Origin of the sequence: Desulfosarcina variabilis str. Montpellier (assembly GCF_048565275.1) — a bacterium.
In the GTDB taxonomy this organism is placed as follows: Bacteria; Desulfobacterota; Desulfobacteria; order Desulfobacterales; family Desulfosarcinaceae; genus Desulfosarcina; species Desulfosarcina variabilis.
Window position 1 is genome coordinate 8,008,924 of record NZ_CP159846.1, and the last position, 18,827, is coordinate 8,027,750.

The following is an 18,827-nucleotide window of genomic DNA, read 5'->3' on the forward strand; positions in this document are numbered from 1 at the left end:
ATACTCACAATTTTCGCTTTTTTACACTCACCTCGCCCCTCTTCCAAAGAGAGAAGAGTTAAAGGATTTGTGTAAAACCCGTTCGGATATCGCTTGCGATACCGCCACAATGAACAGAAAGGGATGGGATAGAATATCCTTTGAAAAAGATATAATTCGCTGGCAATAATTATTAAACTCCAGATTTTGGCTTTTCAAAGACCGCAATACAGAGTAGAGATAGCGATTAAACAAAAAGGTCAAGCGATTACTGGATAGACTATTATCGCAAGCCCAGTTGAACAGCATCTTCCAGTAGAGATACTTATCGAGGTGTTTATCTTTTTGGTTCAGAATACGATTTTCATCATGAAAAGTCCGCATGGCCACAGGTTTACTTAAATGCCCAGGAACAAGTTTGCCCCAAACAGACATCTTTACAATCAAAGCGGTATCTTGATGCACTTTTAGGCTTTCGGGAAAGTACCCGCATTTTTCGAATAGGCTCTTCTTGACCGTCAGACCATTTAGATGAATTGTGCCTTTTCCATTGACCAATGTCTCGAAAAGGTTATCAGGTTTAGCACAATCTACCATGTGACCATTATGATGAAAGCCTTTGGCCAGCCACTTTTGCCTTCCCGCCTCGGTGAGGAACTCAAAACCCACAGCTTCATATACGCCGTCTACATCGGAAGATTTTTCAAATAGCACCTTGGTATGCGCGAAACGGTTCTCTAAAAAAAAATCGTCGGCATCCAAAAAGGCGATATACAAAGATTTTGCGTTCAATATGCCTAAATTTCTAGACGCGCCCGCACCATGGTTCCCGTGATCTGGGTGTCGTAACAAACGGACGCGCTTAAATTCGTTTTCTAATTCCCGGCAAATTTTCAGCGCGTTATCCGGAGAAGCATCCTCGACCAGCAGAACTTCCGCCGTTTCTGGTTGTGCGAGTGCCGATTCAACGGCTCGTCGCATATACCTTTCTGCATTGTAAATTGGTATGACAACTGATACTTCCATTAAAAACTCCGAGCTAAATAAACCCTAAACGGGGCGATTCAAATACAGAAGAAGAAATTCTGTATAAAATATGGCGCTATCAGGAATAGGAACGATCAAGTTGGCTATGCAGCCCTCTTGATAACCATCAGGAGGCCGCCTTTTTTGTCATTGTTGGGATAACTTCCGAAAACATTTAGCCAAATCGTCATTCAGTGTCTGAATATTATAATTAGCCGCCACTATTTTTCGCCCTTCGGCTCCAAATCTCGCCAACACATCAGGGTTTGAAATAAGAAAGGTTATTTTTTCCGCCAATCCTTTTACATCTCTTTCGTCGACGAGAAAACCAGTCTTATTATTGATCACCAGTTCTGGAATGCCGCTATGATATGTGCTAACCACCGGCAATTCATGGGCCATCGCTTCCATGATCACAACCGGGATACCTTCCTGGTCACCGGTTTTACTTGTTACACTTGGTGCGAGGAAAATATCTGAACGGTTCATATTATCAAAAATTTCCTCTTGCTTCATCTCTCCCACGAGTTTAACATTCTCGTTCAATCCCAAACGATTTATCAGACTTTGAAGTTCGTCTTTAAGAGGTCCGCCGCCAATTATCAAGTACTCAATATCCCTAAAGTTCTCGATTACCTTTGAAAAAGCTTTTATTCCATACGCCAGGCCTTTTTTATCAACCAGACGTGCAACCGACAATATCCTCAGGCATCTATCATGATATGTTTCTTTTTTTATCGTTTTAATTTTATCAAGATCTATGCCCATTCGATGAACTTTGATTTTATTTCTACTGCACCCCAGCTCAATCAGCTTTCTCTCCCACCGATTGCTTATCGGTTGAAACAAATCACCTTTTAAAAATAGTTTTTGGTAAATTTGGGGATCATTTTTTTCCAGATAACTGGTTAAATCATAACCGTGGAACACGGTTACAATTTTTCCAGAAATGACTCCGGCATCCCGCAGCACAGTAGCGATATTCCCGTTGATTCCAAAATGGCAATGAATTATATCAAATTTATTATCTTTTAAAAATGGTATGGTTTGGAAAAGCAGAGACAGTGAGGCTGATAGTTTTCCGTGTTTACCAATATTCAATGCATTTAGTATTGCTTTTACATTGCCTGGTAGATATTTAGCGACTAATTTAAATCCATTTATTACGCGAAACACTCTGGACTGCGGTAGTTTTTGAAAATAGTGGGTGCATTTTATTAGCCCGTACTTTATTACATCATCATGAACTTTTATATCCTTTCCTTCCCTTCGTGAGAAAATACTTACCTCATGCCCACGATCTATGAGACCCGTTATCTGATTTAGAACAAATGTCTGGGATAACGATGGAAATTCAGAAACGATAAATGCAATTTTCATTACGATTTCATCAATCTTTTTGGTCGTAGGAATTCAATGGCAGAGGTGCGCAAACATTGAACAAACCGACGCAAAACGAAATATTCATAACCAAATTGGTTCAGCACAGTCAACAATGCCTTAAATCTACCGACAGGGGAGGCAACCGCCATCGCCCGTTTAAAGTTCAAAAGTGCAAAAAAGTGAGTTCCTTTTCTTCGAATAAAGGGGACCTGCTCCTCCGATATTCTGCACATGAGCTCAAGCAAATCAAGGGAATCTTCGCACCACGCCTTGACCTTGACTTTAAAAGTCCTTTCTTCTTCATGTTTACGGAACCCCGCTTTTACATCCTTTACATCAATACGACCATAATTTGCAGCCATTTGGACTTCAGCCATCACATCCTGGAAAAGATTATGCCGGGAGGAAAATCCGCCTAAAGATTTCAAATTTTCAGTATGGAATAATGTGCTACACAGATACAATGCTGTTTTGTCATTGAACCAGCCAAGAAAAAAATCCTCAGTTGAAAGGCCGTTAACATTATTGGGCATCTCTTTTATAGAGTGCCCTTTTGAATCAATCAGGCGGGTTCCGGTTCGGATTAAGCCGACCATATTTTGGTTGCCGGCAGCTTGCATACAAATTTCAACGAAATCCTCGTCTATCAGATCATCGTCATGAAGCAGAAGGAAATACACGCCCCTGGCCTGCTCCAGGCAATAGTTAAAATTGTTGTTGGCCCCGATATTTTGTTCGTGCCTAAAGTAGCGAATTCTCGGATCGTCAATACCATTGACCAGATCCGGTGTTCCGTCACTGGAGCAATTGTCCGAGATGATAATCTCGATGTTCGTATAGGTCTGTTGGATGGCACTTTCAATGCACTCCCGTAAATACCCATCGGCACGATTGTAGGTAGGAATTCCAATGGAAACCAAGGGACCGTCTGACTGGTGTTGCGTATCTGGCATTCGATATCCTCGTCGGCAATGCTTATCTTCTTCTCAGCAGTTGTTTGATTGATTTTTTAATTGGGTATGGAATCTTGGATATTACCACCGCCGTCAGCCTGGGTTTGCTTTGATAGTGAGGGTTGATGGGAACCTGCAGAACATCCGGCCAAAGGGTGTTGATCAGCTCGTTATAGAGCCTGCAGTCCGTCCCTTGGCGATGCCGGCTGTCCACTGAAAGCAATAAGGTCAGCAGGTTTCTGCAATTGAACGGTGAGTAGAGATCCTTCCAGGCCATGTCGAATTCCGTGTGGCACATGGCCAGCCAGTTACCGTGCCCTTGCTCCCACTCGAACATGTCCAGCAGCGGAACATTGTGAATATTGCCCAGACCGGACTGCCATTCACCGAACGCTTTCACCGCATAGGCCTGGCGTCCCATTTTTTGCAGCCGGGCAAGATCGTAGGCATCGATCGGTTCGGTCTCGGGTTTTCTAAGCAGCATTCGAAAAGAGAGCCGACCGATTTCGGAGATGCTACCGGTCACGGCCACTCGCTTGCGCTGATAGCGGTTGTAAATCGCCTGCGCATCCGGAACATAAATATAGTGGGGCAAGGCCGTGTGCTGTTTGAAGCTTTGCAAAAAGGCGTCATCGATGATCAGTGAACTCTTGATGATATCGTGGCCAAGCCCCAGCAGGGATGCCAGTTGGGAAGCCACCTGAACATCGGCATGATCGTCCGGCTTGTCGATCTGACGCACGGTCATGACCGGGTTCTTCCCCACCACATTCCGAGCGGCCGCCAAGACGGTACGACTGTCCAGACCTGCGGTCAGGGACACGGCCAGGTCGAACCGACGCGCCACCGCCTCCACGCCCCCTTTGAGATAGGCCGCCACTTTCGGCACCGCCGCTTCAACCGACACCTGCGGCAGGGGCCGATCCGGCCAGTAGCGTTGACATTTGCCCGAGTTCAGATCGAGACGATGGTTTGGCAACAGATGAAATACCCCCTTGTATGGGGATCCCGCACCTGGCCAGCGATACTCTAAATTTTTTCGGAATTCATAACTGTCGATGAAAGATGCGGCGTCGGCATCCATTTGTTGATCGGTCAGCTCGGCCAGGATACGGGGTTGGGAGGCACACCACAGGGGAAGGCCTTCGGTCACGGCCGTATAGAAAACCTGCCGGTGGCCCACCGCATCGGTAATCAACTCCATGGTTGAAGCCGTTCTGGCGATCAACACCCACCGTCCGCCCAGGTCACCCGTCGCATCGACATACCCTTGGCCAGCCGCCATTCGTTCATGCACCCGCTGCAGAACCGCTTCGTCGGAAGCCTGCGGGTTCAACGGGTCGATCATATAGCCCACCGCGGTCAGGGCAATTCCCCCCGCCTCAATCTGAGTCACGTGCAGGTTTGGATGAGCGCTCAGGTGGCAGGTGCTTGTCACCGGCACATGCTGCCACCCGCCATAGCGGGTGAGTGGTTCAGGCCCGAGAACAAATTGATTATGGCATAGAAGATGAGGCATGCCATTATCCGGTTTAGCCATTGGGCTCATTGCTGGGATGCTCCTTCCGGTATGGGGGGATTTTTGGACAACTCGCTGCGCAAACGGACTGTACGGGCCGGATTACCCACCGCGATGCCGTCGGGGGGAACGTCTTCGCTTACCAGAGAACCGGCGCCGACAACCGCCCCGGCCCCGATGGTGACACCGCCGAGGACGATCGCGCCAACCCCCAGCCATGCGTTGTCACCGATAATGATGGGGCCTTTGGAAACCAGGGCCTGCTCACGAATCGGCGTTCCCGGAACGATACCATGATCATAGGGATAAAGGGCACAATTGGGCGCCAGCATCACCCCTTTCCCAATGCGAATATCCGAAACATAGGCATTCAACTGACAACGGGGATGGATACTGGTATCGTCGTCGATCTGCAGTCCCCCGCCATACCCCGTTTCCAAAATAGTGTCACGATAGATGTAGACCCGGTCTCCGAAAGTAATGGGCTTGCCCTGTTCCCGCTGAAACAGAACCACCCGGTCATCGAGAAACACATGCCCGCCATGGTAGAAATCTCCGTGATGGAGGACCGCCTTGGGAGAAATGAATCCCTGCTTGTTCATGCGCGCCAGATACACACGGGCCTTGTGTGGGTGGGCGCAAAGGGCCGCCAGACGGCTGGCCAGACGACCATGCCAGCTCACTCCCGCCCATCGCATCCAAAACCGCATCCAGCGCATTTGCCACCGGCTGTTTTTCATGGACTGGCACCGATGGTAAGCGTTTTTCTGTAATAAATCCGTTTGCCGGGATAGATTATTCACCATGGGCACCGTATCGATGGAAGAAGTTCTCGCCACGCTGGATGGGACGAAGGCTGTTCCCATCCAGGACCACATCCGCTTTTTGAGCCAACCCGCCGGCCAGCACCATCAGTACGGTCATGGGTATCAGCGAATGCATCAGAACGCCTTGGCCGTCTCCAATGGCATTGATCACCAATACTGCAACCAAAAGCAGGAATGGCAGCAGATGACCGACGCCGAGAGCGATGAGGAAAGATGAGGTCTTGAAGAGCGGTATGCGGGCATTGCGGTGCTCAGTTGTCGGCCGGTGGCGAAGCAACACAACCCACGCCCCACCATCAACAAGTATCAGCACCATGGTTGCGGCCATCAACACCATCTGTGCCGTGCCCGTCCACAACGCCACCCCAAGCAGGAGGGCTGCAGCCGCAAGCAGATTCGCCGACAGGCATTGAAGGGGAACGATGGCAGCGCTCCATAATGTCACGCCCTTGCTGTCGTACAACATCATGGCTTGGCAGACAGACAGGCAAACGGCAGCGGCAATGGCCAGCCATTTTAAAGCCGGCAGAGACGAGAGGGCATATCCCACGGCACCACCGATAAACAAACCACCGGCCAGGACCTCGCGCGACATCCATGAACGGTGCAGATGCTGCAACAAGAAAACGGCATGCCGGGGTTTACCGGCTTCGGTGACCACGGCTAAAAAGCCCAGCGCGCTCAGGCCGGGACCAATCAGCCGCCAAAAGCCCCATTCGTTCCCAGGCGCATGGGCCGACAAAGAACCATCAAACAGGAAAGAAACCGCATAGAACAGCGAGCCCATTCCCCCGAGAAAAAAATTCAGCACCGCCGGCCAGCCCCAGATCGTGTGTCGGACGGCACCGACGAACGGAAAAAATCGTGCCATCTATTTCTCGTCCTCTTCAAGGGTATGAATATAGAAAAGATGGGGATTCGTATTGAGCTCGGGTTGAAGCGTGCAGACCTTGCTTTCGGCCATCAGGCGACGAACCGGGCTGTCGGCATCCTCGATGTCTCCGAAAGTCAGGGCCTCGGATGTGCAATTGATCACGCAGGCCGGGGTGGCCTCTTTGTCTACTCCGGGAACCAGCCCCGCGGACATCCCGTGTTCGACACGATCCCGGCAGAAATTGCATTTGGTACAGACCCCCAGGTAGGTGTTCTCGGGCAGGGTGTTTTCATTGTCAGATGCCATGCGCGCCTGTTCACTGGCGGTTTCATTCTGATACAGAATTACCCTCGCCAGGTATGGACAGGCGACCATGCAATAGCCGCATCCAATGCATTTTTCCGGATCGATATCGACGATTCCATCCGAACGCACGTAGGTTGCCGTTGTAGGGCAAACCTTGTGGCAGGGAGGATCGGCGCAGTGCATGCAAGACATCGGAACGTAAAGGTGCACTCGATCCGGCCCGGGACCTGAACCACAATCGAAAACCCTTCTCCAAGAGTTGGAATCAACATGGTTATGCATCCCACAGGCAACCGCGCAAGCACCGCATCCAATACATCGGTCTAAATTGATGATCATGGCCCAGCGAGCCATGGCAACTCCTTTTGTATATTCATCCCCGTCCCGCCGACAGCCCGCGATGCGGGTGTCCGTGGGACAAGAGGTCGTTATTGTTTCAAATGGTCAGCCAGCCGAACAGATAGCGCAACGATCGTAAGCAGTGGATTGGCGTAGCCACTGGTCGGAAAAACCGAGGGACCGGCAATAAAAAGATTATCAACACCATGCACCCTGCAATCCGAGTCCACAACGCCTTTACGTTGATCCGCATGCATTCGCGTGGTTCCCATGTGATGCCATCCACCCTGGATATTATTATCCAACCGCCTCACATCCGCATCGATCTTCAGATGCCCCAGACCGGCCTGGCGCAATTCTTCGTCGATCAGTTGCTGGGACCGGATGATGCTGCGCAGGTCCAGTTCGGTTAAGCGCCAGTCCAGTTCGATCCGGCGCCGCCCAAAGCGGTCCTTTTCCGATCCAAGATAGACCCGGCTGTCCGGATTCGGCACTTGTTCGGACATATGGTTGATTTTAAAGTCCATGGGGGTGGGGCGCAGCCGATCAGCAAGCCCCCCCAAAAGGTGGCGGGCAATTTTGCCCCCTCCCGCACGCAGGGCCCGGATTCTTTTCACCAGTTCCCCGGTCACCATCGACGTTGGGGGCTGGCAATCCCCATCGGCAGCAACGATCCCAGTTCCCTCCGCTCGATGGCCCTGCCGGTAGGCATCCGAAACAAAAAGCGGCCAGCTGTTGATGGGCCACTGAGGGGCGACATTGGTCCGATGCCGCTTCACGTTCAAATGCAGTGAGATGCAGTGATTTAATAATTCATATTTTCGTTGGGCGGCATCCGTTGTTTTCAGTTTCCCCAATATGGACATTTTCCCGGCCTGGTGATGTGAATAAAACCGGAGCTGATCGACATTCATCTGGGATGAGGCCATGTAGCGGCCGGTCCAGACATGGGGGTGTTCCATAAAATAGCGTCCGACCAAATCGTGTTGATTGCCCAGACCGCGCTGATGAACCCGGTCACTTAAAAGCAGTAAACGGGCAGACTCCAATGCGCCGGCGGCGAGTACGAAACGCTTGGCGCTGACCTTAAGCATCTGCCCCGTTCCAGTAGCCAGGCGCAGGCCCTGCACCTGGGTTCCGGCATCGTTGGTATCAAGATCAAGGGCCGTGGCATGCGTCAATAAATTGATCGTTGGCGATGCTTTGATTGCTTCCAGGGGATGATGAATAAACGCATCCCTTGATGCGAACTGAAAAACCGTTGACTCGACGTTCCGGCCCGGCAAGGGCAGCGTCGGCGTTCGATCCGCCTGGGACCATGGACTGGGATCATAGCTGAATGGGCCAGCCATGCAATATTGCTGGGCAGCCTCGTAATAAGGCACCAATTGCTCGTAACTGAATGGCCAGCCGCTGTTGGGCACCCAGGATCGGGTTTCAAAATCAATCGGTTCAAGGGGATGGAGTCTCGCCCCCAGTGTTTTGTCGGGCAATTGAATCAGCCATTTGTGGCTGGACCCACCGACGCCGCAACAACGCGCGGTATCCAATCCGTAATAGCTGTGCCCGACATTGCGCCCCCAAAACATGCTTTGTGCCAGCTTTTCGGGACGTCGTCCGCCAGCTTCAATGACCAGCACATTCACTGTATCGGTGGACAAGGCGCGCGCAAGGGTGATTCCCGCCACGCCTGCACCGACAATGCACACATCGGTATCAAGCAAATGGCCATCGGCCAATTCTCGTGCGTCGGTAATCAAACGGCAGTCCTCCAGCTATTCAACGTCGGATTCAAGTATTGGGAATACGCCATCTTCACGCCTCACCCGAATTCAATAAAACTGAATCCCATATTGGGCGAACAGTTTTTGGTTCTTTTCCGTGAGCAACCCGCCATTGGCCGCCTGAATCCCGGTGGTTCCCCAGCTTTCATTGCCTTCGAGAATAACCGGACCCGTCGGCGTAATCGCAATATCAATGGCATTGGCCTTGCCATGGCTAAATACCATCTGCGCTTTGATCGCCGTGTTGAGGACCTCATTCCAATATGGCAACTGAAATCCTTCGAATTTAAAATCGGTCAGCGGATGGCGTTTGAATACTCTGCCGGGATGCTTGGACGTCATCGTCTTTATCTCGTTCAAAATCTCCTGAATCGTATCCGGGTCGGTGGTCTGGCGATTGTCGATCACAGCGTCCGGCGAATAAAATTTGACGTAGCCATCGCTTCTCAGCCGTCCTGTCGTCAAGTCAATGCCGACGCCGATACCGCCCAAGCTGAAATTGTCGATGGGTATCGAGGAGGCACTGGCCTTGAGCATCCCTGACATGACATCGACCGTTCCATCCGGACTCAGAAAAGTGATGAGCCGGATGGAATTCACCGAGTGGGGATTAATTGCATTCAATTCAGGATGCTGCTCGATGGCCTCTTCGATCAGAAAGGCTTCCCGGTGCAAGTTCTTATCCGCACAGATGGATTCCAATTGGTCGGGACTGAAAAACTGGATACCGACACCGTTCTGGCCGAGGATCGGTTTTAAAACCAATGTCTTGGGGTTGTGCCGCGCAATAAGGGTCAACGGGCTTTCCTTGCCCCCCTCGAGTTTTCCGAATCTCAAATGACCGTAGTGACGGGGAATCGGCAGATTGTTATAATCGCATATCAGTTTAAAAATTTCCTTATCCCGAAGAATAATGCCGTTACGCCAGAGTGTTCCGATTTTGCGCCGGACAAACGGCTCGTCCCAGGGCTCGCCAAGATAATTTTTAAACTCACTTCGCTTTTTGCCATCGAACCCGAAAAGGTGGTAGTTCTCGGGCATTATTTTAAGTCCGAAAAAAATATATAGGTAGTCCATCACCTTCTCGGCCAGTGATTTTCTATCTTTCGGATTCTCCAGAAAGCTCTTTGACCAAAAACCGCCAAAGAGTCTGTTGATTCTCTTGTAATGCGCAATGTAAAGCTTCGCTTTACCGGCCAATCCAAATAGCATGATTCAATCCATCCTTTTGGCTTAGGGCTCGCGCAAAAATAACTTCACATTTTCAGCGCCGATCCATCCCGCTCAGCGGTGTTGCGAAAACACGGAATATGCCTGATATTCCTTTGTCTTCGCGCCTTGCTGAGCGGGCGCCTGAACACTGACAATTTGCGAATTTATTTTTGCGCGAACCCTTAGAATCGGGAATATTATAAGTTCAACGAGTAAACAGACTGTTCGCCGGACGGACAATACAGCGGTTTTTATATGCTTCAGGAATCGCCGCTTCAATGGCACCGGCCTGATCGCCGAAGACATACAGCACCATCTTCTCAATCCCGTTAATCAGATACGATTTACACACCTTTTTGAATTTTTTAGGTGTCAACGGCTGATCGGGATTGATGAACACCGCGCTGTTCAGGCAACCTGATTCAAGATAGATGAAAGGAAAATCAGTGAGAAATTGTATGGTTGCGGCGGATGCCGAGAGGACCTGCAGATTGAAGCCCTGCTGGGTGAAACCGGCGTTCTGCAGTGGCCATTTCTTTTTATAGTTCAACACGCCGTCACTATGAAACGGACGCGTCCCGCCAAAATGAACCCAATCATACCCTTTCTCTTTCAGATACACGATAAGGTAATAATAAAGCGCACCCACCGCACCCGTTTTCATGTAATCCGGATTGGCATCCGTTACTCCCACGGCCCAGTTTCGGGGATATTTTTCGATTTTAACGATATTGGGCCCGGCATTTTTTACGCCGACATCCCAGTTTTTGGAATATTCCGTCTCATATTTTATTAACATGCCGCTGAGATATTCCTGCCCCTGTTTGATAAACATCAACTCGCAGTTCTCACGATCAGCCTGAATTTCTTCTCGGGTCAAAAAGTGCGCCGTGCTGTCAAATCGCCTCTTGATGTAAGGCAAATACATGGAATCGTAAAACAACGCATGGGCCTCATCGTTGTCCACAATTTCGTACTCCAGGTTGTTGGTTCTGATTTTGCCCAGATTGTATTCAAGCGTCCGGGCGGATTTGACCATTTTTTTCATATCGCCGGAAATATCAGCGATCCAGCCCAACCAGAACGGCAGCATGAATCCGGCATGGTTTGAATCCATGGAATTTTGATCGGCATCATACTCGGAAATGAGAAGCGATGCATCAGGACCGATGGCGCGGCGCAGCCGATGGTTCCAGACCCGTCCTAAATTTTCTTCCTGACAGTTGCCGTCGAAAATCACTTCTTTGAGATATTCCTTGTTTTTCTCACTACCCGCATAACCAAGCATCAGTTGATGGTCTTCATTCCAAGCGCCCTTCAAACGCCAAAGATTTGTCCGCTGGGAGGAAATATAAGACCGGAATCGCCGGTAGAACGATTTCGGAGAGTATCGGTTCGGCCTGTGTTCCTGATGTGAGCCTGCCGTCGTTTCATCGTTGTTGTCTAACTTCATCACGCCTCATTACAAAATAATTGGGTTACCGCCTGGCGGACCGTAGCTTGCGCAAACTGGAAAACGCCTTGACGCATTTTCCATTAAAAAAGGTTTGATCGAGCTGTTTGATGCCGCGTTTCAAAAATGACGCTTTATCCTGGTATCGCTTCAGGCAAAAGCGAACCGCGTCGGCAAGTTCAGGATATCCCTTTGCAGCCAGCGGTTCGATCAGGTCTTGATAGGTAGCTTCGGTATAATCATCATATATGTAGGCACTTCCCCTCACCAGACCCGGATCGATTCTCGGATCTTCAAACACCGTGGTTTTATCCAGTGCATCCAGGGCCAGCAGCGCCAGTTTGGTTTTCACGCATTTTGCACAAACACCGCAATTCTGCGCATTCGAAGTATATTGCTTGATCAGATTGCACACCCTCAAATATTTAAGCGGGACCGCCTGATCATGAATCAACGCTGTTTTTTCGAAGCGACTGCGATTGGCGCCGTCATGACGAATTTTTAAATCACAGCTGCTGTAGTTGGCGTCCAGCAGCGGGTGGGAGCCCCAGGGTTCCAGATGGGCGATATCGGCATTGGAGGCAATCGAAACCACCGACAACCGCTTGGAAAACGCATGGGCGATGGCGGCAAACGTCGCCCCCATCAGCTCATTGATCCAAAATGAGAAATTTTGCCTCGTATCTTCTTCCCGATATTCCAAATAAATATTGGTATACACCGGAATGAGCATAATTCCCAACGCTTCGGTAGCCTGCTTCAAACTGTCATAGACGTAGCTGAAGGCCTGGGGGTCATCTATTTCCAGACCATACACCAGCAGACCGTCCTTGATGAAATAAGGATGGTCCGGGGCAAATCGTTTTCGATTACCGTAAAAAGAGGAGTATGCATCAATACCGCCGGAAAAGAAAAGCCCTGCCCGCCCCACTTTATCTGCGTACATCACCTTTTTGCTGATCGGTGCCTCGATACGGACCAGATCCTTGGCAGGCGGATAAAACCAGCGCCGGATCCATTGCATGGCGCTGACCAGCCCCTCATACAGCTCCGGGCAGATGTCGTGATTAAGAAGGACCCTTTTTTCTCCATAATGCATTGCCGGCAGCAACGTGCCGACCAGGAAAGCATGCGGATTCAATGTCAGATCGTCCGCAAACGCGGCGTCGGTCTCAAAATACAGCGTATAGGGCGATCGCTGGCAATCTTCCCATGTAATATCCGCTGCCACTCCCGGCCGGTTATTTTCTGTAGTATGTCTGAGATTATCGATTTTCAATTATTCACCCAGATGGCAAGGCACGTCCCATTGATTGTTAACAAAAATGTTCCAATGCATGCCGATAGATCATAAGGTCATAGCGGCAAAGGTGTTCGACTTTTTCGCGAACGGCGGGGGTAATCTCATTTCGTTGGGTATAGTTGGGCGTCGGATTTTTGCGCATGTTTCGGATATTCAGTGAAATTCCATAGCGCTCCTTGAAGCGTGTGACAAATTGATCCATATGCTCCAGGCATCCCACCAAATGAAAACGGTTCAAGTTCTCAATGGCATTTTGTACCGTCTGTTCAGGATCCACCTCCCAATTATTCTCATCCCCCTCTAGCATGGTGGAATAGGTACCGGCCGAATTTTGACCGTGGGGCGATGCCAGATAGGCCTCCAGACTTAAATCGGTTTTTAAAAATTGATTCGATTTATTACGGTTGAAATAATACTGTGAAAACCAGCGCGCCACAGGGTCTCTTAAAATCGTGATGAAGTCCCAGGTATCGCCGAAATGTTCATGGGCGGTCTGGCTGAAAAAATAATGACCGGTGATGTAGGTGGTCTGTGGATTAGCCATGGCATAAAGCAATAGGGTTTCGTTGTAAGCTTTCCATGTCATTTTGCTTAGACGGGCAGCTGTAGCGGCAGCCTCTGCGTTCATGTGGAATTGATGCCGGACGCTATTGTTATGGCGGTGAAGCCGGATGGCATAATCCACCGATGTACCACCACATTTGGGAAAATGCATAAAAAACAGTCTGGTGTCAAAGTGTCGGACCAGACGTTTTTTGATCATCAAATAAGTATTCTTGGCGAGACGCATATTCATGATTTCTTATCTCAGGAAAGAATCAGACTTGGAGTTACCATGTTCGTGTTGGGTCACAGCAATAAACAACGTCTATGATTAGGCCACAATGGTCTCCCAATTGAGATAGGGCCGCACAACCCCTGGAATCTTTGCGCTGTAGTCGACCCGAGCCGTGTCGCCGTCTAGATTATCACTCACGTTGAATGAGACCACCGCCCGTTCGATAAATTGTGATTCATTGGGCTCCAGGGTCATCATCGCACTGTTAATGATGTACATGCCTTCGGCCAGCAGATTACCCGGAACGTATACCCGGCTGACAAAAACACCTGCCGGCCGTTTTTTGCCGCGCCATGCATTGTCATTGTCAATGGTGACAAAAACCTTGATGCCCTGATCATTGACCAGATGAATATGGGACTGCAAAATGTAGCCGGCATCCAATGTCTCATATTCCATTTCAATGCTGAACGTCTGCTTGATATCAATGTTTTCCGACACCTCGCCCTTGGCATTGCGGACCCTCACGGCAATCAGTCGTACGGCTTTACCGGTAGGTGCCCTCTGGGAGTCGTTCCACTCACGCGCCGCCGATGTACCTAGCTCGGAAGTCAGGTAGCGGCCGACGACATCACCGGCAGGCCCGTCGTCTTTTACCTGGCCGTTTTCGATGAGTAGCCCCCGCTGACACAAACGGGTGACCGCAGGCATGTTATGGGACACGAACAGCACGGTTCGTCCGCCCTCGCCCACGTCCTGCATTTTATCGATGCACTTTCTCTGAAATGCTGCATCACCCACAGCCAGAACTTCATCAACGATCAACAGCTCCGGTTCAAGATGGGCGGCAACGGCAAACCCCAGACGGACGCGCATTCCGCTGGAGTAGCGCTTAACCGGCGTATCGATAAACCGTTCCACCCCCGAGAAATCGACGATCTCGTCGAATTTCTGGTCCACTTCACGCTTGGTCATGCCCAAAATGGTACCATTGAGGTAGACGTTCTCCCGGCCGGTGAGTTCCGGATGAAACCCCGTGCCGACTTCCAGCAGGCTGGAAATCCGCCCCCGGATACTGGCGGTCCCCCTGGTGGGGTGGGTAATCTTGCAAAGGACTTTCAGCAAGGTTGACTTACCGGCCCCGTTTTTGCCGATAATGCCGACAATTTCCCCCTTTTTTACCTCAAAGGAAACCCCCTTCAATGCCCAGAGCACATCATCCCGCTCTTGGATCTGATCACCGGCCATCACTACATCATCAAACTTGTAGAGAGACCGGTAGTAGCGGTAATTGGTCAGGGGACTTCTGATGAATTCAATCGCCGATGAAAGGAAATTGTCATGCTGTTTTTCCTTCATTCCGAGGCGGTACATCTTACTGATATCGGACACTTTGATAGCAAGGTCTTTGGCAATCATTGTTTTCACATGCATTTAAAGTTCGTTTGGTAGGGTTCTGGTCGTCTTGCCCGTGGACGCGATCCTGATCAGATCACATCGACAAAGATTCGCTCCATGCGTTTGAAATATAGGGCACCGCCCAACAACATAATGGTACAGGTGATCATTCCCGGGAAAATATAGGTCCAGGGGATGGGTGTGCCTAAAAGACAGGCGCGGAATCCTTCGATCACACCAACGATCGGGTTGAGGGAATATAAGAAACGATACTTGCCGGGTATGGAAGAGGCCGAATAAACGATCGGCGCCGAATAGATCAACATCCGGATCACGAAGGGCATGGCGTGCTTCACATCCCTGAAACGGATGGCCATCGCCGACAACCATAACCCGACACTCAATGGGATACAGATCATCATTCCAAAAAACAGGGGAAAAAACAGCAGATTCCAGGTCGGCATGACCTTGTAGTAGATGGCCACGGCCAACACGACCACCAATGAGATGGCAAAATCCACCAGCCGGGCCAGTACCGGCGTCACCGGGAAAATCAGACGGGGAAAATAAATTTTTCCCAGCATGCTTTGGCCGCTCACCAGGCTCATGCTCGACTGACTCATGGCCTGGGAAATATAGGTCCAGGGAATGATGGCAATCGTTGAAAAAAGCATATAGGGGTAACCATCGGTGGAAACCTTGGCCACCTTGCCAAAAACAATCGTGAAAATCACGATCTGAACCAACGGCTGCAGGATGGCCCATGAAAACCCCATGATCGTCTGGGCGTAGAGCACTTTGATCTCTCGCCAGACCATGAAGAAAAATAGATCCCGGTATTGTTTGAGTTCACTAAAATTCGCTATCTGCCAACCCGATGTGGGCGCGATCAGCGTAACCATTTCAGAAAGCCCCGCATCGGGAGGCATTTGTTTTTCTTTTCTAAACATACCCATTCATTTCCATTTGAGACGATGCCGATTGCCGGTGCAGATCAGATCACACCGCAGGAAAAAAGCTGTCCTGCTCCCTACGCAATTTATCAGATAGACGTCCATCGGGCACTTGAACATCAGCATAGCCAATGGCCCGGTCTTTGGGTATATCCCTTGTCAATCTACAACCTTCGCTTAGGCCCATGGGCAGCAGGTTGTCACTTCGGCAGACACTCGAATTTTCAATCATGCCGTAGCAGGTAAAGCCGCCGATGCCGTCCAGGGTTTCGCCTTTTTTAAGATCCCGCTTGGCGATGGTGATGACATCGCACACCGGACCGGCAATGGGCGCCACCGCTGCATCGTGAAACAGCACCGCCCGGGCAACCGTCAGCGGTACTTCCAGATGCGGCAGATGGTAAGGCACATAGAACGAATACAGCGGGCCATCGCCCATCTTGAAATATTTCATGTAGTTTCGACGTTCCGGATGGTCGTTGTATCCCAGCACAAAAACACCGGGGCCAGGTTCCGCACCGATGATATAATCCACCAGACCGTCGGCCATCAGCTTATCCATGGGAAACAGGTTGACCGCCTCGTTGGCATGCTTGCACCGGGGGCCGTACATGCCACGTTTACCGACCTTGAAACCGGTAGCGTTGGCCACGATGGCGTTTTCCATGGAAATTTTGGTCCCGTCCGCAAAAGAGGTGGCCATTTCCGGAGAAAGGCCATGCGCGTCGGCGAATCCTTTCTGGGTTTCAGGGGTCCGGTAATAATCCTGAAGCCCTTTGATATTTCCGGCAAGCACAGGATGATACCCGATGGATTTTACGAACCGGTAAAGGTTCATCATTACCCCCGGCTGATCACCGTCGGCATTGGTCACGATCACACCGGCCCGGTCGGCGTAGACTTTGAGAATCGGCCCCACCGTGGCATCCAGTTCCGCATTCATCAGGATCATGTGTTTTTTGTTTTTTATCCCGTTCAACGCCACATGGGCGCTGAATTCCACATGCCCGGTGGCTTCGATGATCGCATCGATCCCTTCGGCTTCGCATAATAATTGGGGATCATCGGTCACGGCACGCTCGCCCTTGGCAAGGCAATCATTGATCTGGTCGGTGCTGGTCACCGTTCGCACCGATTCGATACCGGCTTCGTTAAACGCACGGGTCGCTGATGACAGCGTCCGGTTGGCAATGGCCGCAACCGTCATCCCGGGCACATGCTTTTCGATTTGCAGGGTTGTTCCGCGTCCGATATATCCAGCCCCCACCAGGCCCACCTTGATGGGCTGATTGGCTTCGTCTCGTTTTTTTAACGCTGTATCGACGATAATCATCTCTACTCCTTAATTATATTATCCTGTTCGTCATTGCTGACACCAGACTGTCAGGTGTTCCGATATCTGTATAGGTTTCATTGTCAAAAATCACATGCGCAATCTTAAGATTCGATTTCAGCGCCTCCTGGATTACCTGCCCCACATAGTACTCGGATAATCGGTCCGTTGGTGGGCGCTGAAATTCACGTCGCACAGACGGCTCAATCCGATCGAGATAGGCCTTCATGAAGGCGGTGAATGCAGGTGACCAAACCGCAATAATCCATGTGTAAATCAAGTCCGTTGCTTTCGGTTTGATCTCGATGGCCTTGATCGCTTTGTTGTCATCGAAATCAACCATGTCCATCTTTGCCGGTTCAGTGGCCTTGAACAACCCCAATACCAAATCCGCACCGGTACCGGCTTTTTTTTCCAACAAGCGGTCAAAGCCATCCACCGCAGACATGATAATATCAGGAAATCCAAGCAGGATGGTGGCATCCGACACAAAAGGGAATGCCTGCTTCAAACTAAAGGGCGCTCCATAAGGGTAATCCGTAACCACATAGGCCAGATCGATTCCGGTCAACGTACCGGGACCATAATAGGCGGGGATGTCCCATTTCCCGCGATTGATCACCACATAAGCCTGCCGGACGCCGGCATGATGCATACTCTCCAAAAGATAATGGCTGACGGTTTTGGGACGCAGACTCTCCTCTCCCTTCCCTCCCACCGGTTGAAAACCGATGGGCAACAGCTCCTTGCTGCAAGGCAGGGGTTGGATTCGGCTGGCTTTCCCGGCAGCCGGCAGCAGACCGACCAGACGCGGCGTTGAAAGCGAGTGACTCATGGATAGCTCACGATTCGACAGGTCGCAATACCATCATTCAGGGGTTAAAATCCGGCCATGCACGGTCTTTGTCCGATAACAGGATGTCATCACTGATCGGCCATGCGATGTCGAACCGTGGATCGTTCCATCTCACGCCCTTTTCCGCCTGGGGGGTATAAAACTGGGACACCAGGTAAAACAGTTCCGTATTGTCCGCCAGCGCTTGATACCCATGGGCGAAGCCCTCGGGAACATATAATAGTCGGTTGTTTTCTGCAGTGAGTTCAACGCCGACCCACTGGCAGTAGGTTGCAGATGCAGGTCTCAGGTCAATGGCGACATCAAATACGGCACCACGGATGCAACGGACCAGTTTGGCTTCCGCATAGGGCGCCTGTTGATAGTGCATCCCCCGCAATGTCCCCTTGCGGTGGCTGACCGCGGTATTGCCCTGGACAAAATCCGATTTAAGACCCTGGTCATCAAATTCCTTTTTACAAAATGCACGCGCAAAAGAGCCGCGCTCATCCTCGATTTTCTTGAGCTCAACAACAACTACGCCGTCTATTTCAGTAGGTGTAAAAATCATA

Annotated in this window: 17 protein-coding genes; all 17 read right to left on the reverse strand. The window is 50.4% G+C overall.

What is annotated here, in order from left to right:
- Positions 1 to 27 precede the first annotated feature (27 nt).
- The 17 genes from Dvar_RS36225 to rfbC all read right to left on the reverse strand — a co-directional run bounded on the left by Dvar_RS36225 (position 28) and on the right by rfbC (position 18,826).
- Complete coding sequence (locus tag Dvar_RS36225) at positions 28 to 1,005, reverse strand: glycosyltransferase family 2 protein (protein ID WP_419658220.1); 978 nt, start codon at positions 1,003 to 1,005, stop codon at positions 28 to 30.
- A 147-nt stretch (positions 1,006 to 1,152) separates the two neighbouring features.
- On the reverse strand, positions 1,153 to 2,385 hold the full coding sequence (locus Dvar_RS36230) for a glycosyltransferase (protein WP_419658222.1): 1,233 nt from the start codon (positions 2,383 to 2,385) through the stop codon (positions 1,153 to 1,155).
- On the reverse strand, positions 2,385 to 3,341 hold the full coding sequence (locus Dvar_RS36235; protein ID WP_419658224.1) for a glycosyltransferase family 2 protein: 957 nt from the start codon (positions 3,339 to 3,341) through the stop codon (positions 2,385 to 2,387). Before Dvar_RS36235 ends, Dvar_RS36230 begins: the two co-directional genes overlap by 1 nt.
- 22 nt (positions 3,342 to 3,363) lie before the next feature.
- Positions 3,364 to 4,890, reverse strand: a complete 1,527-nt coding sequence (locus Dvar_RS36240) for a hypothetical protein (protein ID WP_419658225.1) — start codon at positions 4,888 to 4,890, stop codon at positions 3,364 to 3,366.
- A complete protein-coding gene (locus Dvar_RS36245; RefSeq protein WP_419658227.1) occupies positions 4,887 to 5,726 on the reverse strand; it encodes an acyltransferase in 840 nt (279 codons plus the stop codon). The genes Dvar_RS36240 and Dvar_RS36245 overlap by 4 nt, the downstream gene beginning before the upstream one ends.
- The gene (locus Dvar_RS36250; protein ID WP_419658229.1) at positions 5,656 to 6,558 is read right to left on the reverse strand and encodes a hypothetical protein; all 903 of its coding nucleotides are present in this window, start codon (positions 6,556 to 6,558) and stop codon (positions 5,656 to 5,658) included. The genes Dvar_RS36245 and Dvar_RS36250 overlap by 71 nt, the downstream gene beginning before the upstream one ends.
- A complete protein-coding gene (locus Dvar_RS36255) occupies positions 6,559 to 7,221 on the reverse strand; it encodes a 4Fe-4S dicluster domain-containing protein (protein ID WP_419658231.1) in 663 nt (220 codons plus the stop codon).
- Positions 7,222 to 7,295: 74 nt separating this feature from the next.
- Positions 7,296 to 8,966: a GMC oxidoreductase gene (locus tag Dvar_RS36260; RefSeq protein WP_419658233.1), complete on the reverse strand. Its 1,671-nt coding sequence runs from the start codon at positions 8,964 to 8,966 to the stop codon at positions 7,296 to 7,298.
- Between the two features lie 72 nt (positions 8,967 to 9,038).
- Positions 9,039 to 10,202, reverse strand: coding sequence for a sugar-transfer associated ATP-grasp domain-containing protein (locus tag Dvar_RS36265; protein ID WP_419658234.1), 1,164 nt, complete (start codon positions 10,200 to 10,202; stop codon positions 9,039 to 9,041).
- A gap of 205 nt (positions 10,203 to 10,407) precedes the next feature.
- Positions 10,408 to 11,655: a hypothetical protein gene (locus tag Dvar_RS36270; protein ID WP_419658236.1), complete on the reverse strand. Its 1,248-nt coding sequence runs from the start codon at positions 11,653 to 11,655 to the stop codon at positions 10,408 to 10,410.
- 25 nt (positions 11,656 to 11,680) lie between these two features.
- Positions 11,681 to 12,934: a hypothetical protein gene (locus tag Dvar_RS36275; RefSeq protein ID WP_419658238.1), complete on the reverse strand. Its 1,254-nt coding sequence runs from the start codon at positions 12,932 to 12,934 to the stop codon at positions 11,681 to 11,683.
- A gap of 37 nt (positions 12,935 to 12,971) precedes the next feature.
- Positions 12,972 to 13,721, reverse strand: a complete 750-nt coding sequence (locus Dvar_RS36280) for a sulfotransferase domain-containing protein (RefSeq protein ID WP_419658240.1) — start codon at positions 13,719 to 13,721, stop codon at positions 12,972 to 12,974.
- A 111-nt stretch (positions 13,722 to 13,832) separates the two neighbouring features.
- Positions 13,833 to 15,170 carry a polysaccharide ABC transporter ATP-binding protein gene (locus tag Dvar_RS36285; protein ID WP_419658241.1) on the reverse strand — a complete coding sequence of 446 codons (1,338 nt, stop codon included), beginning with the start codon at positions 15,168 to 15,170 and terminating at the stop codon, positions 13,833 to 13,835.
- 53 nt (positions 15,171 to 15,223) lie between these two features.
- Positions 15,224 to 16,084 (reverse strand): ABC transporter permease, encoded by an 861-nt coding sequence (locus Dvar_RS36290; protein WP_419658242.1) that lies wholly within the window; start codon positions 16,082 to 16,084, stop codon positions 15,224 to 15,226.
- A 49-nt stretch (positions 16,085 to 16,133) separates the two neighbouring features.
- Entirely contained in the window at positions 16,134 to 17,420 is a 1,287-nt protein-coding gene (locus Dvar_RS36295; RefSeq protein ID WP_419658244.1) for an NAD(P)H-dependent oxidoreductase, read from the reverse strand.
- A gap of 13 nt (positions 17,421 to 17,433) precedes the next feature.
- The gene (locus Dvar_RS36300; RefSeq protein ID WP_419658245.1) at positions 17,434 to 18,255 is read right to left on the reverse strand and encodes a sugar phosphate nucleotidyltransferase; all 822 of its coding nucleotides are present in this window, start codon (positions 18,253 to 18,255) and stop codon (positions 17,434 to 17,436) included.
- A gap of 37 nt (positions 18,256 to 18,292) precedes the next feature.
- Positions 18,293 to 18,826: a dTDP-4-dehydrorhamnose 3,5-epimerase gene (rfbC, locus tag Dvar_RS36305; RefSeq protein WP_419658247.1), complete on the reverse strand. Its 534-nt coding sequence runs from the start codon at positions 18,824 to 18,826 to the stop codon at positions 18,293 to 18,295.
- Between the last annotated feature and the right edge of the window lies 1 nt (position 18,827).